This is a genomic window from Mycobacterium sp. VKM Ac-1816D (assembly GCF_000416385.1).
In the GTDB taxonomy this organism is placed as follows: Bacteria; Actinomycetota; Actinomycetes; order Mycobacteriales; family Mycobacteriaceae; genus Mycobacterium; species Mycobacterium neoaurum_A.
The window spans coordinates 54,497-78,366 of the sequence record NZ_AOHQ01000132.1 but is presented as its reverse complement, the minus strand read 5'-3'; the positions used below and the strand labels follow the sequence as shown (position 1 = coordinate 78,366).

Annotated in this window: 25 protein-coding genes; 10 read left to right on the top strand and 15 right to left on the bottom strand. The window is 67.6% G+C overall.

Features of this window, described 5'->3' with window-relative positions; all coding sequences use genetic code 11:
• Positions 1 to 13: 13 nt before the first annotated feature.
• Genes glp through G154_RS12005 form a run of 5 tightly spaced genes read right to left on the bottom strand, consistent with a single transcriptional unit; the run spans position 14 to position 5,727 of the window.
• Positions 14 to 1,216 carry a gephyrin-like molybdotransferase Glp gene (gene glp, locus G154_RS12025; RefSeq protein ID WP_019513738.1) on the bottom strand — a complete coding sequence of 401 codons (1,203 nt, stop codon included), beginning with the start codon at positions 1,214 to 1,216 and terminating at the stop codon, positions 14 to 16.
• The gene (locus G154_RS12020; RefSeq protein ID WP_019513739.1) at positions 1,216 to 2,139 is read right to left on the bottom strand and encodes an SDR family NAD(P)-dependent oxidoreductase; all 924 of its coding nucleotides are present in this window, start codon (positions 2,137 to 2,139) and stop codon (positions 1,216 to 1,218) included. Before G154_RS12020 ends, glp begins: the two co-directional genes overlap by 1 nt.
• A 46-nt stretch (positions 2,140 to 2,185) precedes the next feature.
• Positions 2,186 to 2,944, bottom strand: a complete 759-nt coding sequence (locus tag G154_RS12015; RefSeq protein ID WP_019513740.1) for an enoyl-CoA hydratase/isomerase family protein — start codon at positions 2,942 to 2,944, stop codon at positions 2,186 to 2,188.
• A 22-nt stretch (positions 2,945 to 2,966) separates the two neighbouring features.
• On the bottom strand, positions 2,967 to 4,133 hold the full coding sequence (locus tag G154_RS12010) for an acyl-CoA dehydrogenase family protein (RefSeq protein WP_019513741.1): 1,167 nt from the start codon (positions 4,131 to 4,133) through the stop codon (positions 2,967 to 2,969).
• A gap of 10 nt (positions 4,134 to 4,143) precedes the next feature.
• The gene (locus G154_RS12005) at positions 4,144 to 5,727 is read right to left on the bottom strand and encodes a class I adenylate-forming enzyme family protein (RefSeq protein ID WP_200879139.1); all 1,584 of its coding nucleotides are present in this window, start codon (positions 5,725 to 5,727) and stop codon (positions 4,144 to 4,146) included.
• Positions 5,728 to 5,791: 64 nt separating this feature from the next.
• On the opposite strand from G154_RS12005, the gene G154_RS12000 reads away from it, so the two are divergent.
• Both G154_RS12000 and G154_RS11995 read left to right on the top strand, forming a co-directional pair.
• On the top strand, positions 5,792 to 6,592 hold the full coding sequence (locus G154_RS12000; RefSeq protein WP_031601309.1) for an enoyl-CoA hydratase/isomerase family protein: 801 nt from the start codon (positions 5,792 to 5,794) through the stop codon (positions 6,590 to 6,592).
• The gene (locus G154_RS11995; RefSeq protein ID WP_019513744.1) at positions 6,589 to 7,080 is read left to right on the top strand and encodes a nuclear transport factor 2 family protein; all 492 of its coding nucleotides are present in this window, start codon (positions 6,589 to 6,591) and stop codon (positions 7,078 to 7,080) included. Before G154_RS12000 ends, G154_RS11995 begins: the two co-directional genes overlap by 4 nt.
• Here the strand turns inward: G154_RS11995 and G154_RS11990 are convergent.
• The 4 genes from G154_RS11990 to G154_RS11975 form a co-directional block, all read right to left on the bottom strand.
• On the bottom strand, positions 7,038 to 7,946 hold the full coding sequence (locus G154_RS11990; protein ID WP_019513745.1) for an SDR family NAD(P)-dependent oxidoreductase: 909 nt from the start codon (positions 7,944 to 7,946) through the stop codon (positions 7,038 to 7,040). The genes G154_RS11995 and G154_RS11990 overlap by 43 nt on opposite strands.
• Positions 7,947 to 7,954: 8 nt before the next feature.
• Entirely contained in the window at positions 7,955 to 8,593 is a 639-nt protein-coding gene (locus G154_RS11985; RefSeq protein WP_019513746.1) for a TetR/AcrR family transcriptional regulator, read from the bottom strand.
• A 30-nt stretch (positions 8,594 to 8,623) separates the two neighbouring features.
• Positions 8,624 to 9,172, bottom strand: coding sequence for a TetR/AcrR family transcriptional regulator (locus G154_RS11980; protein WP_019513747.1), 549 nt, complete (start codon positions 9,170 to 9,172; stop codon positions 8,624 to 8,626).
• Positions 9,173 to 9,282: 110 nt separating this feature from the next.
• Positions 9,283 to 10,566, bottom strand: a complete 1,284-nt coding sequence (locus G154_RS11975) for a cytochrome P450 (protein WP_019513748.1) — start codon at positions 10,564 to 10,566, stop codon at positions 9,283 to 9,285.
• Positions 10,567 to 10,755: 189 nt separating this feature from the next.
• Here G154_RS11975 and G154_RS11970 point away from each other — a divergent pair, with 189 nt between their 5' ends.
• Positions 10,756 to 11,571 carry an HAD-IIA family hydrolase gene (locus G154_RS11970; protein ID WP_023985248.1) on the top strand — a complete coding sequence of 272 codons (816 nt, stop codon included), beginning with the start codon at positions 10,756 to 10,758 and terminating at the stop codon, positions 11,569 to 11,571.
• Here G154_RS11970 and G154_RS11965 read toward each other — a convergent pair.
• The 3 genes from G154_RS11965 to G154_RS11955 form a co-directional block, all read right to left on the bottom strand.
• Positions 11,568 to 13,286 carry a DEAD/DEAH box helicase gene (locus G154_RS11965; protein WP_023985249.1) on the bottom strand — a complete coding sequence of 573 codons (1,719 nt, stop codon included), beginning with the start codon at positions 13,284 to 13,286 and terminating at the stop codon, positions 11,568 to 11,570. The genes G154_RS11970 and G154_RS11965 overlap by 4 nt on opposite strands.
• Positions 13,287 to 13,375: 89 nt before the next feature.
• Positions 13,376 to 13,870: a cupin domain-containing protein gene (locus G154_RS11960; protein ID WP_023985250.1), complete on the bottom strand. Its 495-nt coding sequence runs from the start codon at positions 13,868 to 13,870 to the stop codon at positions 13,376 to 13,378.
• Positions 13,871 to 13,880: 10 nt separating this feature from the next.
• Complete coding sequence (locus G154_RS11955; RefSeq protein WP_019513752.1) at positions 13,881 to 14,777, bottom strand: SDR family NAD(P)-dependent oxidoreductase; 897 nt, start codon at positions 14,775 to 14,777, stop codon at positions 13,881 to 13,883.
• Positions 14,778 to 14,862: 85 nt separating this feature from the next.
• On the opposite strand from G154_RS11955, the gene G154_RS11950 reads away from it, so the two are divergent.
• The 5 genes from G154_RS11950 to groL all read left to right on the top strand — a co-directional run bounded on the left by G154_RS11950 (position 14,863) and on the right by groL (position 19,760).
• A complete protein-coding gene (locus tag G154_RS11950) occupies positions 14,863 to 15,426 on the top strand; it encodes a TetR/AcrR family transcriptional regulator (protein WP_019513753.1) in 564 nt (187 codons plus the stop codon).
• A 34-nt stretch (positions 15,427 to 15,460) separates the two neighbouring features.
• Positions 15,461 to 16,270 carry an ABC transporter permease gene (locus G154_RS11945; RefSeq protein WP_019513754.1) on the top strand — a complete coding sequence of 270 codons (810 nt, stop codon included), beginning with the start codon at positions 15,461 to 15,463 and terminating at the stop codon, positions 16,268 to 16,270.
• Positions 16,267 to 16,983: an ABC transporter ATP-binding protein gene (locus tag G154_RS11940; RefSeq protein WP_019513755.1), complete on the top strand. Its 717-nt coding sequence runs from the start codon at positions 16,267 to 16,269 to the stop codon at positions 16,981 to 16,983. Before G154_RS11945 ends, G154_RS11940 begins: the two co-directional genes overlap by 4 nt.
• 43 nt (positions 16,984 to 17,026) lie before the next feature.
• Entirely contained in the window at positions 17,027 to 17,971 is a 945-nt protein-coding gene (locus tag G154_RS11935; RefSeq protein WP_045546424.1) for an ABC transporter substrate-binding protein, read from the top strand.
• A 163-nt stretch (positions 17,972 to 18,134) separates the two neighbouring features.
• Entirely contained in the window at positions 18,135 to 19,760 is a 1,626-nt protein-coding gene (gene groL / locus G154_RS11930) for a chaperonin GroEL (protein WP_019513757.1), read from the top strand.
• Between the two features lie 77 nt (positions 19,761 to 19,837).
• On the opposite strand, the gene G154_RS11925 is transcribed toward groL, so the two are convergent.
• From G154_RS11925 to G154_RS11915, 3 genes are all read right to left on the bottom strand, one after another.
• Positions 19,838 to 20,671, bottom strand: a complete 834-nt coding sequence (locus tag G154_RS11925) for an endonuclease domain-containing protein (protein ID WP_019513758.1) — start codon at positions 20,669 to 20,671, stop codon at positions 19,838 to 19,840.
• Positions 20,672 to 20,732: 61 nt separating this feature from the next.
• Complete coding sequence (locus G154_RS11920; protein ID WP_019513759.1) at positions 20,733 to 21,107, bottom strand: hypothetical protein; 375 nt, start codon at positions 21,105 to 21,107, stop codon at positions 20,733 to 20,735.
• On the bottom strand, positions 21,104 to 22,861 hold the full coding sequence (locus G154_RS11915; RefSeq protein ID WP_019513760.1) for an amidohydrolase family protein: 1,758 nt from the start codon (positions 22,859 to 22,861) through the stop codon (positions 21,104 to 21,106). The genes G154_RS11920 and G154_RS11915 overlap by 4 nt, the downstream gene beginning before the upstream one ends.
• Positions 22,862 to 22,883: 22 nt before the next feature.
• Between G154_RS11915 and G154_RS11910 the strand changes: the two genes are divergently transcribed.
• Both G154_RS11910 and G154_RS11905 read left to right on the top strand, forming a co-directional pair.
• Positions 22,884 to 23,264 carry a VOC family protein gene (locus G154_RS11910; RefSeq protein WP_023985252.1) on the top strand — a complete coding sequence of 127 codons (381 nt, stop codon included), beginning with the start codon at positions 22,884 to 22,886 and terminating at the stop codon, positions 23,262 to 23,264.
• Positions 23,265 to 23,293: 29 nt separating this feature from the next.
• Positions 23,294 to 23,806, top strand: a complete 513-nt coding sequence (locus G154_RS11905) for a mycothiol transferase (protein ID WP_023985253.1) — start codon at positions 23,294 to 23,296, stop codon at positions 23,804 to 23,806.
• Positions 23,807 to 23,870: the final 64 nt, after the last annotated feature.

The window sequence follows — 23,870 nt, the reverse complement described above, 5'->3', positions numbered from 1 at the left end:
ATTTTCGGGTGGGTCAGCAGCCGGACAGGTCCCACACGTCCAACTGCGCGCCCGCGGCGAGCTGATCGACATCGGCCGGGATATCGAGCAGACAGTTCGCCGAGGCCAGCCATCGCAGGTGATGCGAGGCCGGCGGTCCGTAGCTGGTGACGGTGGTTCCGGCCAGCACGCCGCGACGGAACTGTCGCTTGCCGCGCGGTGAGGTCAGCCCCTCGGTGAGGGTGGCGCGCACGCGTGGCCGGTCGGGGAACAGCCCCATGGCCGCACGCAGCGGTGGACGCACGAACACCTCGAAGGACACCAGGGCGCTGACCGGGTTACCGGGCAGCGTGACGATCGGGACATCTCCGACCCGCCCGCAGCCCTGGGGCATCCCGGGTTGCATCGCCACCTTGGTGAACTCGACCTGCCCGCCGAGGGCGTCCTTGACCACCTCGTACGCACCGGCGCTCACACCACCGGTGGTGATGATCAGGTCGGCATCGGCGGCGTGCTCGTCGAGTGCGGCGCGGAAGGCAGCCGGATCGTCCCGCACCATCGGCGCGGTGATCGCCTCGGCACCCGCCTCGCGGACCGCGGCCGAGAGCATGACGGCATTGGACTCGTAGATCTGCCCCGGTTCCAGCGCGGCGCCGGGGGCGACCAGTTCCGAACCGGTCGACATCACCAGCACGCGCAGCCGCGGCAGGGTGCTCACCCGGTCCAGCCCCAGTGCGGCCACCAACCCCAGCGCCGCCGGGGTCAGCAGCTGGCCGGTGCGCAACACCGCGGTTCCTGCCGCGACATCCTCCCCGGCGCGGCGGATGTGCTGTCCCGCGACGGTGGCCCGCCGGATCGCTACCTGCGTCGCGGTGGTGGTGAAATCGGCGTCGGTGCCCTCCACCGGCACCACGGTGGTCGCACCGGCCGGCAGCGGGGCGCCGGTCATGATCCGCTGGGCGGTGCCGGGTTGCAGCGGTCGGGTATCGGTGCGGCCGGCGGGGATGTCGTCGACGACGGGCAGGGTCACCGGTGTCGCGTCCCCGGCGGCGGCGATGTCGGTGTCGAGCACCGCGAAACCGTCCATCGCCGAGTTGTCGAATCCGGGCAGCGAGATCGCGGCCACCACGTCCTCGGCCAACACCAGACCCAGCGCCGCCGCGGTGGGGACCGCGGCCGCCGCCCGGGGCCGGATCAGCTCACCGACGATGTGCTGATGCTCCTCGACCGACCGCATCAGAGGTCGATGTGCACGTCGGTCAGCTCCTCGGATACCTGCCACAGTCGTCGGGCCACCGCCGCGTCGTGGGACTGCTCGCTGGAGGTCACCAGCTGCGGGTGCCCCACCAGCCCGAACGAGGCGATCGGGAAGGCGGGACCGTAGTACTGGCCACCGCGTACCGCGGGGTCGGTGGCCGCGCGCAGCGTCGCCAGCGCACCCACCAGCGGCGAGTTGGTGACCAGGCCGGTGAGCGCGCCGACGCCGGGCAACGAGCTGCCCGGGGTGTGCCGCATCAGTTCGGTGTTGGAGATACCGGGGTGCGCGGCGACCGAGAGGGTCGGCTTGCCGGCCAGCCGCCGGTTGAGTTCATAGCTGAACATCAGGTTGGCCAGTTTGGACTGGCCGTAGGCCGCCACCCGGTTGTAGGGACGACGCTCCCACTGCAGATCGTCGAAGTCGATCTCGGCCTGGATCCGGTGGGCGATGCTGGCGACCGCGACGATGCGTGAGTTGTCCGCGGCCAGAACATTTTCCAACAGCAGTCCGGTGAGGGCGAAGTGCCCGAGGTGGTTGGTGCCGAACTGCAACTCGAAACCGTCGGCGGTGGTCTGCTTGGGCGGGTACATCACGCCGGCGTTGTTGATCAGCAGATCGATGCGCGGATGGTCGGTCTTGATGCGCTCGGCGGCAGTGCGGACCGACTGCAGCGAACCCAGATCCAACTCGAGCACCTGCAGATCGGCCTTCGGGGCGGCCGCCCGGATTCTCGCGGCGGCCTGGTCGCCCTTGGCGGTATCGCGCACGGCGATCACGACGCGCGCGCCGCGGGCGGCCAGCACCCTGGCGGTCTCGTAGCCGAGCCCGGTGTTGGCGCCCGTCACGATCGCCGTGCGGCCGGACTGGTCGGGAACGTTCGATTCGGTCCATTTCTGGCTCATGACCTAGAACATACGTTCCCGAGCGTCCGGCCTCGAGTGCGGCGACTTACTTGCGCAGGTTGCGATAGGCCTGGCCGATACGGTCGACGACCTCGGGGTGCCAGATGACCTCGCGGTAAGCCAAGGTCTCGTAGGTCAGCGCGGCGATGGGGTCCATCGCGGGTGCGCGCAATGCCATTTCCTTGTTGTTCATCGCCGACGCGGTGGTGGTGGCGGCGATGGAGCGGGCCAACGCGGTCGCCGCCTCGACCGACTGTCCGGCGGGCACCATGCGGTCCAGTAATCCGATGCGCAGCGCCTCGGCGGCATCGATGCGGTCGCCGGAGAACGTCAGCAGTTTGGCCTGGCTGAGGCCGACGATCTTCCACAGCGGCGAGAAGTACGGGGTCAGCCCCATCTTGATCTGGGGGTAGCCCATGACCACGTCGTCGGAGCCGATCCGGATATCGGCGAAGACGGCGATATCGCAGCCGCCGCCCAGGGCGGGACCCGCGACGGCGGCGATCGTGGGCTTGGCGTAGTCGAGCAGGGTGCCGTAGGCGCGCATACAGGCGTCGGAGTACTTGACCCGCGTTTCGCCGGTGAACCCGGACTGCAGCTGCAGATCCAGTCCCGCGCAGAAGACCTTGTCGCCGCCGGTGATGACCACGCAGGCCACCTCGTCATCGGTGCGCCAGTCGTCGAGGCAGTCGCTCATGTCTGCCATCAGCTCGAGGCTCAGCGCGTTGCGCCGGTCGATGCGGTCGAAGGTGATGGTGCCGACACCGTCGGTGATATCGGTCTTGATCTGGGTGTAGTCGCTCATCGGGATTGGTCCTTTCAGGGGTTCAGAGGCCGAGATCGCGGCCGATGATCTCTTTCATGATTTCGGTGGTGCCGCCGTAGATGGTCTGGATGCGTGCGTCGGCAAAGGCCCTGCTGACCGGGTACTCGCGCATGTAGCCGTAACCGCCGTGCAGTTGCAGGCAACGGTCGGCGACGCGAACCTGCAACTCGGTGGTCCACCATTTCGCCTTGGCGGCCCGCGCGGCGCTGAGTTGGTTCTCGGCGTGCAGGCTGACGCAATGGTCGACATAGACGCGGGCGATGTCGATCTCGGTGGCCAGTTCGGCCAGCAGGAATCTGCTGTTCTGGAAGGTGCCGATGGTGCGGCCGAATGCCGTTCGCTCACTGACATATTCGAGAGTACGTGCCAGTACCCCTTCCGCCGAGGCGACGGCGGTGATCGCCAGGGATAGGCGTTCCTGCGGCAGGTTGTGCATCAACTGGTAGAACCCGGAGCCCTCGTCGCCGAGCAGGTTGGCTGCGGGCACCCGCACATCGCCGAAGCTGAGTTCACTGGTGTCCTGACCGTGCAGCCCCAGCTTGGCCAGATTGCGCCCCTTGGTGAATCCGGGTGTGCCGTCTTCGACGACGAACAGTGACAGTCCTTTGTGTCTGTCGTCGCTGGTCCGTGCGGCGACGATCACGAGATCGCAGTTCTGGCCGTTGGAGATGAAGGTCTTGGCGCCGTTGATGACGTAGTGATCACCGTCGCGCACGGCGCGGGTGCGGATGCCGGACAGGTCACTTCCCGCGCCGGGTTCGGTCATCGCGATGGCGCCGATCAGTGATCCGTCGGTGAGCCCGGGCAGCCAGCGTTGTTTCTGTTCCTCGTTGGTCAGCTCGGTGAAATACGGCCCCAGTACGTCGTTTTGCAGAGCGATGCCCAGGCCGGCCGAGGCGTAACCGGACCGGCCGAACTCCTCGTCGAGGACCGCGTTGAACCGGAAGTCCGGCACCCCCGCACCCCCGAATCTCTCGGGAGTGGCGAACATCAGCAGGCCCTGTGCGCCTGCGGCGGTGAACAGCGACCGGTCGACCTTCTTCTCGTCCTCCCAGCGTTCGAAGTTCGGGGCGACGACGGTGTCGATGAAACCGCGCACGGTGGCACGGAACTGTTCGTGGTCCGCGGAGAACACGGTGCGCGGGGCGGTATCGGAAACGGTCTTCACGGAGGATTCCTCAGGAGAGTCGGGCCTGGGTGGCGGTGGCGAGATCCGGGATCTGGTGTAGGGCGTACTTCTGCACCTTTCCCGATGCGGTGGTCGGAATCTGCTGTACGACATGCCATTCGACAGGGAACTTGGCCTTGGCCAGGTGCGCGGAGTCGAGGTGGCGCAGATAGCTGGACGGGCCCGGCCACTGGACGCCGTCGGCGAGCACGATCCACGCCCCGACCGCCTCACCGAGGCGCGAATCGGGTACGGCGGTGACCGCGGCGGCCACTATGTCGGGGTGGGTGAGCAGCGCCTGCTCGATATCCTGGGTGGAGAACTTCTCCCCGCCGCGATTGACGATGTCCTTGCTGCGCCCGGTCATTCGCAGCCAGCCGTCGTCGAGAACGCCGACGTCGCCGGGATAGAACCAGCCGTCCGCGTCGAACTGGGCGGCGTTGAGGCCGGGGTCGGTGTACCCGGAGAACAACTGGGGCCCTCGGATCCGGAGCTCGCCGGCGCAGCCGTCGGCGAGTGGGCGGCGGTCGTCGTCGACGGCCTGGATCTGCATGCCGGGCAGAACCCGCCCGTCCCATTCGCGGCGTCGCTGCGCAGGATCGGAACGGTCACTGCCGGTGCATATTCCGGCGGTCTCGGTCATCCCGTAGTGGCGGGTGGCGAAGATGCCGACGCGCTCGGCGTCATCGATGAGGCCGGGCGGGATGGCGCTGCCCGCGCACATGTAATGCCCCAGTCGGTGTCCCGGTGCGGCGCCGCCGGCATACTGCGACACCAGATCCTGCAGGAAGACGGTGGCGCCCATCATCGTGGTGACGCGTTCGGCGTCGATGAGCTCGACGGCCTCCTCGGGTCGCCAACTGGGCAGGATGACCGCCCGCGCACCGAGGTAGGCGGGCAGGAGCAGACCCGCGACGAATCCGCTCAGGTGCGACAGGGGGGTACCGACGGCCAGCACGGTGGTCTCGTCGAGGGCGGCGCTGGAGACCATGTTGCGTATCTGAGCCAGCAGCGAACGGGAATCGAGGACGGCACCCTTGGGTGCCGATGTCGTGCCCGAGGTGTAGAGGATGAGGGCAGCGTCGTCCGGGTCTGCGGGTTCGGGCAGGTCCGGCCCGGCGGTACCGTTCGGATCGGCGTCGGGTAGCTGGTGCCACCCGCTACTCGGCTGGCCCACCGAGTAGCGAACGGCAGGCTGGTGGCCCAGATCGTGCAATATGCCGTCGATCTCGTGTTGTGGTCTGCGTGAGCCGAGGCCGGACGCGGCGGCGATCACTGCGGGCCGGGTGTCGGCGATGATTTGTCGGGTCTCGTGGGTGCGGTAGATCGGGATGACGGGAACGTCGATGGCGCCGATCCGGAACGCCGCGACCTGAAGGACGAGCGCCTCCAGGCAGTTGGGCAGCTGCACCAGGATCCGGTCGCCACGGGTCACACCGTGGCGGTGCATGTCGGCGGCCACCGCCGTGACCCAGGAATCGAATTCGACGTAGCTGACCCGGCGTTCGTCGAAGCGGAACAGCTCTCGATCGGGGAACCGGGCAGCCCGGGTCGGGATCAGGTCGCCCACCCGGCGGTCGGTCCACTCGGTCATGAATTGACCATACATGCTGTTCGACTTTTCACTAAAAAACTCGAACACTATGTACGATATTTCCATGACTGCTTACCGATACCTGTTGACCAGCATCGAAGATGGGGTCGGCATCATCCAGCTGAATCACCCCGAGAAACGCAATGCCCTGGGCTGGGAACTGCACGAGGAACTGATCGGTGTGCTGGCCGCATGGGCCTATGACGACCGGGTGGCCGCGGTGCTGTTGATCGGCAACGAGGACTACTTCTGCGCGGGCTGGGCGCTGGACGTGCTGCAGGGCACCCAGGGCGAGGAGCGGAACCGCTTCACCGATCTGGCCCTGCGTTTCATGACCGACCTCTACGACTTCCGCAAACCGACGGTGGCGGCCGTGGCCGGCGTCGCACCCGGCTACGGCATGGATGTGGCCAACATGTGCGACATCACCATCGCCTCCGCGAATGCCGCCTTCGGTTCCACCCAGGTGAAATACGCGATGAACGGCTTCTACCACGGCATGCTGCGCAAGGTGAACACCCAGCGGGCCCGGCGGATGTTCTTCACCGGCGACCCCATCGACGCGCAGGAGGCGCTGCGGGTGGGCCTTGTCGACGAGGTGGTGCCCGTCGGGGCCCTTCGGGACGCCGCGCTCACCCTGGCCAAGCAGATCGCCGAGTCCGGCGCCGAGCTGACCACCGTGCTCAAAGAGGTCGCGCTGCGGGCGCAGAACATGGATCACATCGGTGCCACGGCCTACGAGCTGCGCGTCACCCAGGACCTGCTGCAACGCGGTCTGTTCGAACGCCGTATCGACGAGGGGCTCAAACGGCTGAAGGCCGGTCGCAGCCGTGCCACCGAGCGGTTCGAGCGGAGCACCCGATGAGCGCGTCGGCGCAGACCCCGGAATTCCTGCGCGACTTCGGGACTCGCTGGGATCATGCCTGGAATTCCCATGACACAGCGCGGGTGATGGCGCTGCTGCACCCCGAGATCGTCTGGGATGACACGGTGTTCTGGCACGAGGTCCTGCACGGTACCGAGGCCGTCACCACCTATGTCGACACCATCTGGAAGATCATGCCGGATGTGCAGTTCCGGGAGGTACAGTTCTTCACCGCTCCCGACGACGGCCGCGCACTGTTCCTGTTCGAGCAGAGTGGTTCGGCGCCCGCACGATTCGGCGACGGACAGTTCCGTACCCATGGCTGCGACATCTTCCTGGAATTCCGTGACGGACTGCTCTCGAGCTACCTCGCCCAGTACGAGATCACCGAGATGATGCGGCAGTACGGCGCCCTACCGCCGCGCGGTAGGGCGATCGGCGGCAGCTACCTGCTCTCGCTGCTGGCCGCCGATCCCGGCGCGCGCTGACCCGACAGCGCGTCCCGGGTGCGCGCCCCCACCTCGTCGGGATGCAGGGGTGCCGGATGCGCGGCGAGGTCCCGCAGCGCCGAATCCAGCTCTGCCGGACTCCACGGGCTGCGGTGGCAACGCCGGTCGATACGGTCGGGGTGGCTCCACACCGAGAGTTCGGAGCCGTCGAAGCCCAGGATCTGGCCGGTGATGGTGGATGCCGACGGACCGGCGAGCGCGACGACGATGCGCGCCACATCCGCCGGTGCGCCGAAGACGTCCTGTAATGGTCCGCCCGGCCCGCCGGCCAGATCCAGCACCGGCCGCGTCATGTCGGTCAGTGCCACCGGGTAGAGCGCGTTGACCCGAATATCGTAGCGGCGCAACTCCACCGACAATGCCCGGGTGAGCGCGTTCACCCCGCCCTTGGCCGCGGCGTAATTGCTCTGCCCGACAAGTCCGAACAGCGCGCTGCCCGAGGTGATGTTGAGGATCGCGCCGCCGGTGCCGCGCATCTGCTGTGCCGCGGCTCGGCACATCAGCCAGGTGCCGCGCAGGTGGACGGCGATCACCTCGTCGAACTCGGCCACCGTCATCTTCAGCAGGCTGCGATCACGGGTGATCCCGGCGTTGTTCACCACCAGGTTCACCGGCCCGAAACGGCTGTGGCATCGCTCGACGAGATCGGCGGCCGTGTGCTCGTCGGCAACCGAACCCACGACATGTTCGAGACCGCCGGTGACCTCGGGGGCCAACGCGTCGATCGCCGTGCGGCAGGCGTCCTCGGAGCGGCCGTTGATCACCACGTTGGCGCCGGCCGCGCCGAGTGCGGCGGCGATGGCCAGCCCCAGCCCGCGGGTCGACCCGGTCACGATCGCGTTCATCCCGTCGATCACGGCGCGTCCGGAGCGTAGAGGGCGTGCCAGATGATGGCGGCCAGGGCCGCCACATGGCGACGGGTCTGGGCGGGCCCGGCGGGCCTGATCTGTTGGTAGAGACCGCGTTCGACCATCCAGACCAACCAGGCGGCGGTGCTCTCCGGGTCGATGTCGGCGCGGGCACCGCCCGCGTCCTGGGCACGGCGGATGTGTTTGGCCAGCTCGACATGCCCGACGGTGAGCAGCCCGTGGAATTCCTCGCGGACGCCGGGATCGTAGACGGATGCTTCGGCCAGCGCGGCAAGGAGTTTGGCGCGCCGCCGGTATGTCTTCACCAGGTCGGTGAAAATCTCCACCAGAGCTGCCTCGGTCACCGCGCCGTCGAGGTCCATCCACCGGCGGGCGGACTGCACCACCTCACCGACGACACCCTGGCCGACGACGCGCAGCAGATGACCCAGATCGTCGAAGTAGCTGTAGAAGGTTGACCGCGATATCTGGGCCCTGGCGATGACCTGCTCGACTGATATCTCGGAGAAGCGGTCCGACTCGGAGAGCAGATCCTCGGCGGCGGTGACGATGCGGCGCACCGACGCGGCGCGCTGCAGTTCTCGCTTGGACGGGCCGCCGGTGCTGGCTTCGGCTGCTGGCATCAGATCACTGTATCCAGGATCGTCGGGTGGTCAGGACGGGTCCCGGCGCAGATCACCGTGTAGCCGGACCAACGCAATGAACTGTCCCAGAGACCAATCCATGGTCTGCACGTCGAGGTGTTGGTGGCCGACCACGATCGACAATCCCATCGCGGCCAGCCGCGATGCCGTATCCGGATCGGCGACCAAGGCATTCACGGTGTCGAAGATCATCTGCCTGCGCATCGAATCGACCTCGTCGCGCACCCGGGCGGCACGCGGTTCGGTGTTGCTCCAGGCCCGCAGCGCCACCTCGGCCTGATGGGGCACCGACAGCGCCAGGCCCCGTAGCTGGTCCAGGCGCGCCGCCGGATCCTCGGTGGCGGTGACCTTGCCGAGCAGCCGTTCGGTCAGCTCGATCTCCCAGTAGGTCAGGAACTGGTCGACGAAGTCGTTCCAGTCGCGAAACCAGTTGTAGAACGAGCCGGTGGTCATGCCCAGTGACCGGCACAGCGTCGTGACCCGTAACGCCCCGAAGCCGTCGGCGGCCATCAGATCCAGCGCACCGCGGAAGTAGTCGTCCCGATTGACGCTGGCCATCGATCTGTTTCCCGTCTGCCGCAGCTGCGATCGGCGCCCATGGCCTCAGCCGGTGATCATGGTAGCGGCGTCGGGTGCCTCGCCACGCCGGTCGGTGCTCCGTCGGCGGCTCACCGTGCCGATTCCGGGCTGAAGCGCACCTGCTGGCGCTTGATGCCGTTGATGAAATTGCTTGTCAAATAATCGGGTTCGCCGACGGCCTCGATATCGGGCAGGCGGCGGAACAACTCGCCGAAGATGGCCTTGAGTTGCAGTTTGGCCACATGACTGCCCAGGCAGTAGTGCGGTCCGCGACCGCCGAAACCGATGTGCGGATTGGGTTTGCGGCTCAGATCGAAGCGCTCGGGATCGGCGAAGGCCCGCTCGTCCCGGTTGCCGGAGTTGTAGAACAGCACCACCTTGTCCCCGGCCTCGATGGTGACACCGTTGAGGTCGAAGGACCGCAGCGCGGTGCGCCGGAATGTCATGACCGGACTGGCCCAGCGGATGAGTTCTTCGACCGCGAGGTCGACGCGCCCGTCGAAGTCGGCCAGCAGATACGCGCGCTGATCCCGGAATTCGGTCAGGGCTCGGATGGTGTGCGTGGTGGTCTGCTTGGTCGTGTCGTTGCCGGCGACGCAGAGCAGGACGAAGAAGGACCGGATCTCCTCGTCGGTGAGTTGGACACCGTCCACCTCGGCCTGGACCAGCGCGGAGACGAGGTCGTCGCGCGGGTGTGACCGGCGGGCGTCGATGAGCTCCTGGCAACGGGCGTGCAGCGTGGTGATCCCGGTGAACATGGTGGTGAGCGGGTCGGTGGCAGAGGTGCTTTCGTCATCCCATGCGGTCAGCGGGGTGGCCGCGTCGGTGACTTCCTGGCGCTGCTCCTCGGGGATGCCGATCATCTCCGAGACGGTCCACATGGGTAGGCGTGCCGACACCGTCTCGACGAACTCCACCTCGCCCCGCCCGGCGATGTCATCGACGATCTGGCGGGCCTGACGGAAGATCTGGTCGGCGATCAGGTTGATCCGCCGCGGGGTGAACACCGAGCTGACGATGCGCCGCACCTTCCCGTGCCGCGGCTCGTCCATGGACAGGATCGACGATGCCGCCTCGAGGACCTCGGTGGGCATGTCTTCGAAGGTGACCCCGCCGGTGGCCGAGGAGAACACCTGCGCGGTGCGACTGACGGTGACGATGTCCTCGTGGCGGGTGATCGCCCAGTAGCCCGGCGGGGAGGCCTGGCCCAGCAGATCCATCATCGGGCTGCGGATGGGGCGCTGCCAGCTCACCGGTCGGTCCCGGCGGAGCTGGGCGAACAGTGCGTCGCGTTCGGCGCTGGGGCCGTCCCACACCCAGGGCTGGGACAGATCGATGGCGTCGTGCTCGCGCTCGGTGGATGTCAGGGTCATTGCCGGCTCCTCGGTCGCTGGTCGGAACGTCCTGTGCATGACGTGGCTCACATTAACATAAATTAAATTATGTTAAAAAGGTGTTTGGTGCGAATCGTTCCCGAAATCTACGGGCTGTGCATAAACAATATTACGATCTGGTGGGGGAGCCCGGTGGCCGACGTGGACCGCGCGCCTTAGTCTCGCTGCATGGCTACCGGCGGAGTGCTGTTCGACATCGATGGTGTGCTCGTCACCTCGTGGCAGCCGATTGCCGGCGCCCGGGAAACCCTGCACGCGTTGGCGGTCAATCAGATCGCCCGTGCATACCTGACCAACACCACCACCCGAACCCGGGTGCAGATCGCCGATCTACTGACCGAGGCCGGGATGGACGTCACCCCCGACGAGGTGATCACCGCGGCGGTGTTGACCGCCGATTTCGTCAGGGACCGTTATCCCGGTGCACGCTGCTTCCTGGTGAACAGCGGAGACATCGCCGACGATATGCCCGGTATCGACCTGCAGGCCTCGGTGGACACCCACGGCGGACCGATGCCCGACACCCCCGATGTGGTGCTGCTCGGCGGCGCGGGTCCGGAATACGACCACGTCACCCTGTCGTGGGTCTACGACTGGATGGCGCAGGGGGTTCCCGTCGTGGCCATGCACCGCAGCATGTCGTGGACGACGACCGAGGGCCTGCGCATCGACACCGGCATGTACCTGGCAGGTATGGAGGAGGGCTCGGGCCGCAAGGCCACGGCCGTCGGAAAGCCCGCGCCGGAGGGCTTTTTGGCATCCGCCGCACGCCTGGGTGTCGAGCCCGACGAGATGTACATCGTCGGTGACGACCTCAACAACGATGTGCTTGCCGGCCAGGTCGTCGGGATGACCGGTGTGCTGGTGCGCACCGGAAAGTTCCGGCAGCAGACGCTGGACCGTTGGGCCGCAGACGAATTCGCGATGCAACCCAATCATGTGATCGACTCGGTCGCCGATCTTCCGGGGCTGCTCGGTCTTTAGCGCTGCGAGGACGAGCGCAGGCTGCGCACCGCATCGATGCGCGCCTTGATCTGCTCACCGGTGGCCGCGGCCAGCACCGGGCCGCCGCAGAGCTGACGCAATTCGTTGTGGATCTGCCCGTGGGTCTTGCCCGTGCGGTGATGGGCGATGGACACCAGGGCGTTGAGTTCGCGTCGCAGTTCCTGCAACTGGCCGTGCGTGGTGCGCGGTGGAGGGGGGCTGCCGGCAGCGGCGGCCGCCGCGCTGCGCTTCTGGAGTTGCTCGTCCTGCCGCTTGCTGAGCAGATCGCGCATCTGCGAGGCGTCGAGCAGGCCGGGGATGCCGAGATAATCGGCCTCCTCCTCGCTACCCGCGGCCGCGGCGGTGCCGAAGGTGGAACCGTCGAAGATCACCTGGTCGAGTTCGGCGTCGGCGCCGAGTGACTCGAAACCGCGGTCCTGATCGGACTTCTCGTCCTTGGTCTTGTTGGCGTCGGCGATCAGCTCGTCGTCGAGACCGTCGGATTCGCGGTGCGGCTTGCCCAGCACGTGGTTGCGCTGCGCTTCCATCTCGCTGGCCAGCTGCAGCAGGTTGGGCACCGAGGGCAGGAAGATGCTTGCCGTTTCACCGGGGCGCCTGCTGCGCACGAAGCGGCCGATCGCCTGGGCGAAGAACAGCGGCGTCGAGGCACTGGTGGCGTACACGCCGACGGCCAGCCTCGGCACGTCGACACCCTCGGACACCATCCGCACCGCCACCATCCAGGGCGTGGACGCCTCGGAGAACTGTGAGATCCTGCTCGATGCCGTCGGGTCGTCGGAGAGCACCACCGTCGGCTCCTGCCCGGTGATGGTGGTCAGCAGTTTGGCATAGGCGCGGGCAGTGGTCTGATCGGAGGCGATGATCATGCCGCCGGCGTCGGGCACGTGCTCGCGCTTCTGCATCAGCCGCTTGTGGGCGGCCGCGATCACCGCGGGCATCCACTGGCCCTCCGGGTTGAGCGCGGTGCGCCACGCGCGGGCGGTCTGCTCGGCGGTCAGCGGTTCCCCGAGCCGGGCGGCGTGCTCCTCACCGGCGCTGTCCCGCCAGCGGGCCTCCCCGGAGTAGGCCATGAACACCACCGGCCGCACGACATTGTCGGCCAGCGCGTCGGCGTAGCCGTAGACGTGGTCGGCCTTGGAACGCGCGAAACCCGCGGCATCGGTCTCGTAGGTGACGAAGGGGATGGGGCTGTCATCGGAGCGGAACGGGGTTCCGGTCAGGGCCAACCGGCGCGTCGCGTCGTCATAGGCCTCCCGGATGGCGTCGCCCCAGGACTTGGCATCGCCGCCGTGGTGGATCTCGTCGAAGATGACCAGCGTCTTGTAGTTCTCGGTGCGCACCCGGTGCCGGGTCGGGTGACTGGCCACCTGGGCGTAGGTGACGACGATGCCGTGATAGTCGCTGGAGGTGTGCGAGGCGGAGTTGCTGAACTTGGGATCGAGCGCCAACCCGAACCGGGACGCGGACTGCGCCCACTGGGTCTTGAGATGCTCGGTGGGGACGACCACCACGACCTGGGTCACGGTGCCGTCGGCCAGCAACTCCGAGGCGATCCGCAGAGCGAACGTGGTCTTACCGGCGCCAGGGGTTGCGACAGCAAGGAAGTCCCGCGGCTTGGCCGCCAGGTACTTCACCAAAGCCCGACGCTGCCAGCTCCGCAAATCCTGGGTGCTGGGCGCTCCACTAGCCGACACCCGAGACTCCTATCTGGTCGAAGGGCAGTCTAGGGCAAGGGGTTCCGGGTACGCATATCCGCTGCGCGAGTCCCGCGTCCGGCGGCGTGTCAGACGAAGAAGTTGTCGTTGTCGATGAACCACTGGGTGCGTTCGTCGTCGGTCAACTCGCCGAGGCGGGTCAGGTTCTCGAAGTAGTGCTCGCGTGGCGCGCCCGGAGCAAACAGCATCAACATCGCCGCCGGTGCGTCGGCAGTGTTGCGGAAGCCATGGACCCCGCCCGGCGGGACGTACAGGAAATCGTTGGGCCCGGCCGTCGACCAGTCGGCACCGTCGTAGATCTCCACGTCACCGGAGAGCACATAGAACGCCTCGCTCATGGCGCGGTGGAAGTGTGGTCCCGGTCCACCGGCCCGCGGGCTGAGCTCGATGCGATAGAGCCCGTAGTCGCCGCCGGTCTGCTGTTGGTTCGCCAGGTAGTGATAGCGCACCAGGCCGAGCGCATCGTGGTCGGCCGGAGTGTCAGCCCGGCGCACCCAGGCGCTGACCTCTGGCTCGTCCGCGGTGTAGCGCGGCGGGGGATAGGGCGGTACGACCAGGGACACGACCCTCACGCTAGACCGCGAAGCCGACCCCGGTGAGCTCTTCGGACACCGTCCACAGGCGCTGCTGCAGGGCGACGTCATAGGACCGGTCGCTGGAGGCGACGACGACCGGCGCGCCGCGCCATTGCGCCAGGTTCGCGGGCCCGTAGTACTGACCGCCCAGCACTCCGGGATCGGTCGCAGCGCGCAAAGTCGGCAGGGCTCCGTCGGCGGCCGGTTGCGCGGCGACCTTGGTGACCAGTTCGGTGACCGGCCTGGCGAGCGAGGGCAGATGGCGGGCCAACTCGGTGCTCGAGGTGCCCGGATGGGCGGCGACGGCGATCGTGGTGCCACGCGGGGCGAGCCGGCGCTGGAGTTCATAGGTGAACATCAGGTTGGCGAGCTTGGACTGGGCGTAGGCGCCGATCCGGTTGTAGGAACGTTCCCACTGCAGATCGTCGAAGTGGATGGCGCCGCCCATCTTGTGGCCGTTGCTGCTGACGGTGACGATGCGCGAGCCCGGCGTGTCGAGCAGCGTGTCCAGCAGCAGGCCGGTCAGCGCGAAGTGACCCAGATGGTTGGTGCCGAATTGCAGTTCGAAACCGTCGGCGGTCGTGCTCTTCGGCGGGGTCATCACGCCCGCGTTGTTGATCAGCAGGTCGATGCGCTCATGGGCCCCGCGCAGCTCGGCGGCGGCCGCGCGCACCGACTCCAGCGAGCCCAGATCGAGCTCCTGGACGCTGACGTCACCGGTGAGCTGCGCGGCGGCGTGCTTGCCCTTCTCGGTATCGCGGACCGCGAGGACGACGTGCGCGCCGTGTTCGGCCAGTGCCTTGGCGGTCTCGAACCCGAGTCCGGTGTTGGCGCCGGTGATGACGGCCGTGCGGCCGCTCTGGTCGGGAATATGGTGGGTGGTCCAGCGGGTCATGGGAAGCTCCTGGGGTCGGGCGGGTTTCGGTCATATACGGAACGTGCGCCCCGCTTATCTGGTTCCCGGGAGGTGGTGACGATTCATGCGAGCCGATGCCGCCCGTAACCGCGCCCGGATCCTGCAGGTCGCCTACGAAACCTTCGCCGCCGACGGACTGGGGGTCCCCATCGACGAGATCGCCCGTCGTGCCGGCGTCGGGGCGGGCACCGTGTACCGACATTTCCCCGCCAAGGAGGACCTGTTCCGTGCGGTGATCGCCGACCGGATCCGGACGCTGGTAGACCAGGGCCGGGAGTTGGCCGCGACCGACCCCGGCGGCGGGCTGTACGCGTTCCTGAAGTCGATGGTGCTGCACTGGGGCGCGGCCGACCGCGGCCTCGTCGATGCACTCGCCGGGATGGGCATCGACGCGAATGCGTCGATGCCCGAGGCCGAAGGCGACTTCCTGGCGATGCTGGCCGATCTGGTCGACGCCGGCCAGCGGGCCGGCACGGTCCGCCCCGACGTCACGGTGCCCGAGGTCAAGGCACTGATGGTCGGCTGCCAGGCCGCCCAGGCCTATAACCCCGAGGCGGCCGGGCACGTGACCGACATCGTGTTCGACGGACTCCGTCCGCATTTGCCGTCACGCCGATCGCAACCGTAGGAACCGCAGGCCGGCCGCGGCAACATGGCCAGTCATGGCCACCCAGATCGCGGAGATTCCGCATGCCCGGCACGCGTTGCCGTGGTGGCGACGCCCCGGGGTCCTGCGCTCGATAGCGCCGATCGCACTGCTCGTGCTGTGGCAGCTGGCCAGTCAGAGCGGGTTGCTCTCGGCCAAGATCCTGCCCGCGCCGTCGGCGGTGTTCGAGGCGGGTGTCTCGGTCCTCGAGTCCGGAGCGCTCGCCGATGCCCTGCTGGTGTCCGGTCAACGGGCGCTGTTCGGATTCGTCCTGGGGGCGACGGCCGGAATCGGGTTCGGAATCCTGGCAGGCCTGTCGAAGATCGGTGAGTACGCCGTCGACCCGCCGCTGCAGATGCTGCGCACCATCCCGCTGTTCGGTCTGATCCCGCTGTTCATCATCTGGTTCGGGATCGGCGAGGAACCCAAGGTCTATCTGATCGCGCTCGGTGTCGCGTTCCCGCTGTATCTGAACACCTTCGCCGCCATCCGCCAGCTCGATCCCAAGCTCGTCGAACTCGGCGAGGTGCTCGGGCTGAGCCGCGGGGAACGGCTGCGCCATCTGGTCATCCCCGGTGCCCTGCCGCAGATCCTGGTCGGCATGCGGCAGAGCCTCGGCATCGCCTGGCTGTCGCTGATCGTGGCCGAGCAGGTCAATGCCAGTGCCGGACTGGGCTACATCATCAACAATGCCCGAGAATTCCTGCGCACCGACATCGTGATCTTCGGCCTGCTCGTCTACGGGCTGCTGGGTCTGGTGACCGACGCGATCGTGCGCCGGCTGGAGAGCTGGGCGCTGCGCTGGCGGCCGGGTGTGTCGCGATGAGCGCCGTCGTACGCGGGCTGACGAAGCGATTCGACGGGCGCGCGGTGCTCGACGGTATCGACCTGAGCGTGGGGCGCGGTGAGATCGTCGCCCTGGTGGGGCGCAGCGGATCCGGTAAATCGACCCTGCTGCGGGTGCTGGCCGGACTGTCCGACGACCACGACGGGCACGTCGACGTCCACGGCACCCCGACGGTGGTGTTCCAGGAACCGCGGCTGGTGCCGTGGCTGTCGGTGACCCGCAATGTCGCGCTCGGCGACCCGCAGCGGCGCCGCAAGCGTGCGGCCGAGGAGAACGCGCGACGTGTGCTCGGCGAGGTCGGCCTGTCCCATCGCGTCGATGCCTGGCCGTTGACGCTGTCCGGTGGTGAGGCCCAGCGGGCCGCGTTGGCCAGGGCTCTGGTCGCCGAGCCCACCCTGCTGCTGCTCGACGAACCGTTCGGTGCGCTGGACGCGCTGACCCGGCTGGCGATGCACGACCTGTTGCTCGGGTTGTTCGCCGAGCACGGTTTCGGGGTGCTGCTGGTGACCCACGATGTGGCCGAGGCCGTGACGTTGGCCGACCGCGTCCTGATCCTGGACGAGGGCCGCATCGCCCACACGGTCGACATCGACCTGCCGCGGCCGCGCAGCCATGCCTCCCCGGAGGGCGCCGTCCTCACGGCCCGACTGCTCGAACTGCTGGGCGTCGACGTCCTGCAACGACAACACTGAGGAATATCTGGTGAAGATCGCATCTCTGCTGGTGGCCCTGCTGATGGTGCTGACGGCCTGCTCGGGCGGCTCGGAGAAGGCCGCGCCTGCGGGACCCGTCGACCTGTCGACGGTGACGCTGAAGGTCGGCGACCAGCGCGCGATCTCGATCGAGGTGCTGATGAAGGCCTCCGGCCAGCTCGCCGCGCTGCCGTACAAGGTCGAGTTCTCCACCTTCACCGCGGGCCCGCCGCTGGTCGAGGCGGCCAGCGCGGGCGGTATCCACCTGGCCCAGGTCGGCAACACCCCTGGCGTGTTCGGCGCGGCGGCAGGCGCGGACATCAAGTTCGTCGGCGCGCTGCAGGCCACCGGTAAGGGAGACGCCATCCTGGTGGCCAAACAGTCGCCGGTGTCCGGGGTGGCCGACCTCAAGGGCAAGAAGGTCGCGGTCACCAAGGGCAGTTCGGCCAACGCCAACCTGCTGCTGCACCTGAAGAAGGCCGGCCTGGGTCTCGCCGATATCGAACCGGTGTACGTGGCACCCGCCGACGGTTATGCCGCGCTGACCCGCGGTGAGGTCGACGCGTGGGCGGTCTGGGATCCGTACACCGCGATCGCCGAGCAGGAGATCGGCGCGCGGATCATCGCGGCGGCCGACACCGCCGGCAATGGTTACAACTTCTGGGTCGCCTCGACGAGTGCGCTGGACGACGCGGGAGTGAGCGCGGCGATCGCCGACTTCCTGGATCGCTATGCCGTGGCGACGAAGTGGTCCGAGGACAATCTCGACAGGTGGTCGGCCGACTACGCGAAGCTGACCGACATCAGCCCGCAGGCCTCCACGATCACCTGGACCCGGTCTCTGAAACGGCCGGTCCCGCTCTCCGCCGACGTGGTGGCCTCCGAGCAGCAGATCGCCGATGCGTTCGCCGAGGCCAAGGAGTTCCCCGGCGCGGTCGACATCGCCGATTTCGTCGACGACCGCTTCCAGGGCGACGGCGGCCGGTGACCTTGCACTCGCCATGCCCGAGTGCTAAAAATGAACTTGGCACTCTCGATCTGTGAGTGCCAGGTCGGGACGGTGAGGCGGGGAGCACACCCACGCCGTCCGTCGCGGGCACTGAACCCGACCAATGAGACGTGCAATTCCCAACCGGAGGAATCACTTCGCAATGGCCAAGACAATTGCGTATGACGAAGAGGCCCGCCGTGGTCTCGAGCGTGGGCTGAATGCCCTCGCCGACGCCGTAAAGGTGACGCTGGGCCCCAAGGGCCGCAACGTCGTCCTGGAGAAGAAGTGGGGCGCCCCCACGATCACCAACGATGGTGTGTCCATCGCCAAGGAGATCGAGCTGGAGGACCCGTACGAGAAGATCGGCGCAGAGCTGGTCAAAGAGGTCGCCAAGAAGACCGATGACGTCGCGGGTGACGGCACCACCACCGCCACCGTTCTCGCCCAGGCCCTGGTTCGCGAAGGTCTGCGCAACGTCGCGGCCGGCGCCAACCCCCTCGGCCTGAAGCGTGGCATCGAGAAGGCCGTCGCGGCAGTCACCGAGCGCCTGCTCTCGACCGCCAAAGAGGTCGAGACCAAGGAGCAGATCGCTGCCACCGCGGGTATCTCCGCCGGTGACCAGTCGATCGGTGACCTGATCGCCGAGGCGCTGGACAAGGTCGGCAACGAGGGTGTCATCACCGTCGAGGAGTCGAACACCTTCGGCCTGCAGCTGGAGCTCACCGAGGGTATGCGCTTCGACAAGGGCTACATCTCGGGTTACTTCGTGACCGACGCCGAGCGGCAGGAAGCCGTCCTGGAGGATCCCTACATCCTGCTGGTCAGCTCGAAGGTCTCGACCGTCAAGGACCTGCTGCCGCTGCTGGAGAAGGTCATCCAGTCCGGCAAGCCGTTGCTGATCATCGCCGAGGACGTCGAGGGCGAAGCCCTGTCGACCCTGGTGGTCAACAAGATCCGTGGCACCTTCAAGTCCGTCGCCGTCAAGGCCCCGGGCTTCGGTGACCGCCGCAAGGCGATCCTGCAGGACATCGCGATCCTGACCGGTGGCCAGGTCATCAGCGAAGAGGTCGGCCTCTCGCTGGAGACCGCTGACCTCGCCCTGCTGGGCCAGGCCCGCAAGATCGTCGTCACCAAGGACGAGACCACCGTCGTCGAGGGTGCCGGTGATTCCGACGCCATCGCCGGTCGCGTGGCCCAGATCCGTGCCGAGATCGAGAACAGCGACTCCGACTACGACCGCGAGAAGCTGCAGGAGCGCCTGGCCAAGCTGGCCGGTGGCGTTGCCGTCATCAAGGCCGGCGCTGCCACCGAGGTGGAGCTCAAGGAGCGCAAGCACCGCATCGAGGACGCCGTCCGCAACGCGAAGGCTGCCGTCGAAGAGGGCATCGTCGCCGGTGGCGGCGTGGCCCTGCTGCAGTCGGCTCCGGCCCTGGATGAGCTGAAGCTCGAGGGTGACGAGGCGACCGGTGCCAACATCGTGCGCGTCGCGCTGTCGGCTCCGCTGAAGCAGATCGCCTTCAACGGTGGTCTGGAGCCGGGCGTCGTCGCCGAGAAGGTGTCGAACCTGCCCGACGGTCACGGCCTGAACGCCGCGACCAACGTGTACGAGGACCTGCTGGCCGCCGGCGTTGCCGACCCGGTCAAGGTCACCCGCTCGGCGCTGCAGAACGCGGCGTCCATCGCGGCGCTGTTCCTCACCACCGAGGCCGTCGTCGCCGACAAGCCGGAGAAGGCGTCCGCACCTGCGGGCGACCCGACCGGTGGCATGGGCGGTATGGACTTCTAAGTCCAGTTGTTTCGGAAAGCCCGGTCCCGTTCGCGGGGCCGGGCTTTTCCAATGTTCGCCTGACAGTGCCGTCGTGCCTATATATCCACGACGGCGCTGTCAACGGAACATTGCGTCGGGCCGCGATGCACGCGGCGGCGGATGACGGCCAGAATGTCTTCGATCACCACGTCCCAGCGGTAGACAACATCCTCATAGGTCAGTCGAATCACCAAGAACCCCAGGCTCGTTGCGACCCTGTCCCTGGTTCGGTCGTTCTGATACTTCGGGAGATGGTGCTCGCGGCTGTCCGCTTCGATGATGAGTCGACGGCCCAGCAGAAAGTCGACCCGCCCGACGCCGGGAATGTCCACTTGGGTCCGGAGGCGGACGCCGAGGGCACGCAGCCGTAATCGGATGATCGTCTCGGTGCCCGACTCACTCCTGGCATCACATCGCTCGGCGAGGTTCAGACGCGCAAAAGGGGACGCGGCCACGATCGACCGTGCGTCGGCCATCTCGATCATCCGCTTGTTCAGCATCGAGTCCAACACGATCACGAGCTGCTCGGCGTCGAGGCAATTGGCCGCCGAGGCCACTGCGATGTCGATCGGGTCGACGGCGGCGACGATCGGTGGGTCCAGGCGGTAGGGGTGGCAGGACCGCACGCCCGGGCGGCGCGCACGTTTGGAATAGCGCACGTGTAGCGCCGGATCGAGGATCCAGACTCGACCCAGGCGCAGCGCCGAGGTGCAGCCGAGGACGCCGCCGGCCGATACGGCCCGAACCACCTGCGGATCCGCAGACGGGCTGGCGTACCAACCGCGCCGGAGCAGCATCCAGGTCGGCGGTCGCGCTACCCCTGCCGCACGTAATTGTGCCGCCGACAGCACCCCGCCGTTCGCCGCGAGGGCACGCTCGATTCCGGCCACACTCCGATCTCAGCTCACACCGAGTCCGCACGACAGCCCCCGCCGTCGCCCTGTGGATAACTCAGTGCTTGAGCGGGACGCAGTCGTGCAGGCCGCCGGGGTCGGTGCCGGCGCCGGGCTCGATCGCACTTCGGTGCAGCACCGCGCGAGTGGGCGTCAGGCGCACACTGTCCTCGGTGACCACGGCGGTGCCGTCGACGATCAGCGAGTATCCGGTCGGCTCCCGCGGTGGCCACAACACGGTGACGACCTCGTGCGATCGGGCATTGCGGCGGGTGGTGTTGCCCAGCGGCCCGATGGTGAAGATGCCGTCGGCGAGGACCGGCGTGACGGCCACCGTGTGTGCCCGGAAATCGTCGCCGACGGTGATCAGATAGCCGAACGGGAAATCGGCAAGGGTCTCGGCAAGCTTGTCCAGATCGACCTTCACGCTCATGCGATCGGCGCCTCCTGCCGGCCGCGGACCAGTCGCCCGGGCCGCGCCGCCGTCGGCACGCCGTGCTCGGCGATGACCTCCCCGGACACGATCGTGGCGACATAACCCTCGGCGGCCTGGTCGAGTCGGCGACCGCCGGCGGGCAGATCCGCCCTGACCGTCGGGCGGTGCAACCGCATGGCGGCGGTGTCGAGGATGTTCACATCGGCCTTGTAACCGACCGCCAGCCTGCCCCGGTCGGCCATCCCGGCGATCCGCGCGGGTACCGCGGTCAACTCGCGGATCACCTGCGGCAACGGCAGCCGACCGGAGGGCCTGTCGCGCACCCAATGGGTCAGCATGTAAGTGGGAAAGCTTGCATCGCAGATCATCCCGTAATGGGCGCCACCGTCGCCGAGGCCGAGCACGATGTCATCGCGCTGGATCAGTTCGGCCACCGTGTCCAGGGAATGGTCGCGGAAGTTGGCCAGCGTCACCAGCAGCATGGCGTGTCCGTCGTCGTCGAGCAGCCGGTCATAGGCTTCTTCGAGGGGATCGACACCGCGGGCCCTGGCCCGCGCACCGATCGAATCCTGCGGCGAGGGTTCGTAATTGGGTGGATCGCCGAGTGGGTACATGTAGTCCCAGGCCTGGGCGGCGAACATCAAGGGGTGTCCGTCCGCGGCCGGTGTGTCGGTGAGGATACGTGCGCGCACGTCGGGTGTGCGCATCAGCGCAACCCGCTCGGCCAGCGGCAGGTCGGCGATCTCCCGGTAGGACGGGTACATCACGAACGGGTTGCCCGAGAGCTCCAGGCCGAGCACCAGGCCGATGGGGCGCGGGAAGATCTGCCCGGTGACCGAAGGTCCGTCCGGGCCTGCCTGCGCATTGGCCTTCTCGACCATCCGCAGGGCATCCAGATGCAGCGGTGGGCCGGCGTTGCCGATCGCCAGGGTGAAGGTCACCGGCAACCCGACCTCGGCGGCGACGTCGAAGACGGCCTTCAATGCACCCTCGTAGTCGCCGGCCAGAAGGTCGGGCACGAACTGCAGCAGCCCGCCACCGGCATCGTCGACACCGCGGGCGATGGCCTCGATCTCGGCGTGCTGCGCCTCATAACTCGGAATGGGTTGTCCGCCCGCGGTTTTGTGCAGTGTCAGTCGCGACGAGGCGAATCCGACGGCGCCGGCGCGGACGGCCTCCTCGGCCAGCTTGCGCATCATGGCCAGATCCTCGGGGGTGGGAAGCTCACGGTTCACCCCGCGCTTGCCCATCACGTAGACCCGCAACGGGGAGTGCGGCAGGAAGGCGGCGACATCGATATCCCGCTGTCGCGAATCCAGCGCGTCGAGGAACTCGGGGAAGGTCTCCCACGTCCAGGGCAGGCCGTCGACCATGACCACGCCCGGGATGTCCTCGACGCCGGCCATGACGTCGACCAGCGTGTCGTGGTCCTCGGGCCGACACGGCGCGAACCCGACACCGCAGTTGCCCATCACCGCGGTGGTGACACCGTGCGCCGAGGAGGGTGTCATACGGTCGCTCCAGATGGCCTGCCCGTCGTAATGGGTGTGCAGGTCGACGAATCCGGGCGTGACGTGCAATCCGGTGGCATCGATCTCGCGGTCGCCGGGGCCGTCGACGGCACCGATCGCGCGGATGATGCCGTCGGCGATGGCGATGTCCCCGACATAGGGCTCACCGCCCAGCCCGTCGACGATGGTGCCGCCGCGGATGACCAGATCGAATGTCTTCGCGTCGCCCTCATATGTCATACCTCGAATGTACGGTCACCTCGTGATAGATCACTTTGGAATCAACTGCGCGGATTGGGAGCGGTCGAAGGCCTTCTACGACAAGGTGCTCGGCGTGCTGGGGTTCACCCGGCAGATGGATTTCGATGTCGCGATCGGCTACGGCGTCGAGGGCAAGCCCGACTTCTGGATCTCCGATATGAACTCGGGGGAGGCGACGGGCCCGAACCGGGAGACACATATCGCGTTCCAGGCCGCCGACATCGATGCGGTGCGCGCGTTCCACGACGCGGCACTGGAGGCCGGTGCGGAGTCGCTGCACGCACCCCGGCTGTGGCCCGAGTATCACCCCGGTTACTTCGGGGCGTTCGTCCGTGATCCGGACGGCAACAACGTCGAGGCGGTGTTCCACGGTGCCGCTTAGGGCCGTGCTGCCGCGGGTACCTTCCCGCTATGTCTGATGCTGCGAGGGAATTGCTGCGCGACGCCTTCACCCGGCTCATCGAGCATGCCGACGAGGTGACCGACGGGCTGTCCGACGAGGTCTCGTCCTGGCAGCCGGTGCCCGGGGCCAACAGCATCGCATGGCTGGTGTGGCACAGCGCCCGGGGCCAGGATCTGCAGGTGTGCGATATCGCCGGCACCGAGCAGATCTGGATCCGCGACGGGTGGCGGGAACGGTTCGCGCTGGACCTGCCCGGCAACGACATGGGGTACGGGCATACGCCGGATGAGGTGGCCAAGGTGCGCGCCCCGGCCGATCTGCTCGCCGGCTACTACCACGCCGTGCACAAGATGAGTCTGGAGTACATCGCGACCGTCGATGACGCCGAACTGGGCCGCATCGTCGACGACGGGTGGGACCCGCCGGTGACGGCATCAGCGCGACTGGTCAGCATCGTCGACGATTGTGCGCAGCACCTCGGTCAGGCCAAGTACATCCGCGGCACGCTCCGGTCGGACTGAGCCAAACTTGACAGGTGTCAACCCCGGTGCGAGATACGTCACAGCCCGGGGCTAGCATGTGCCT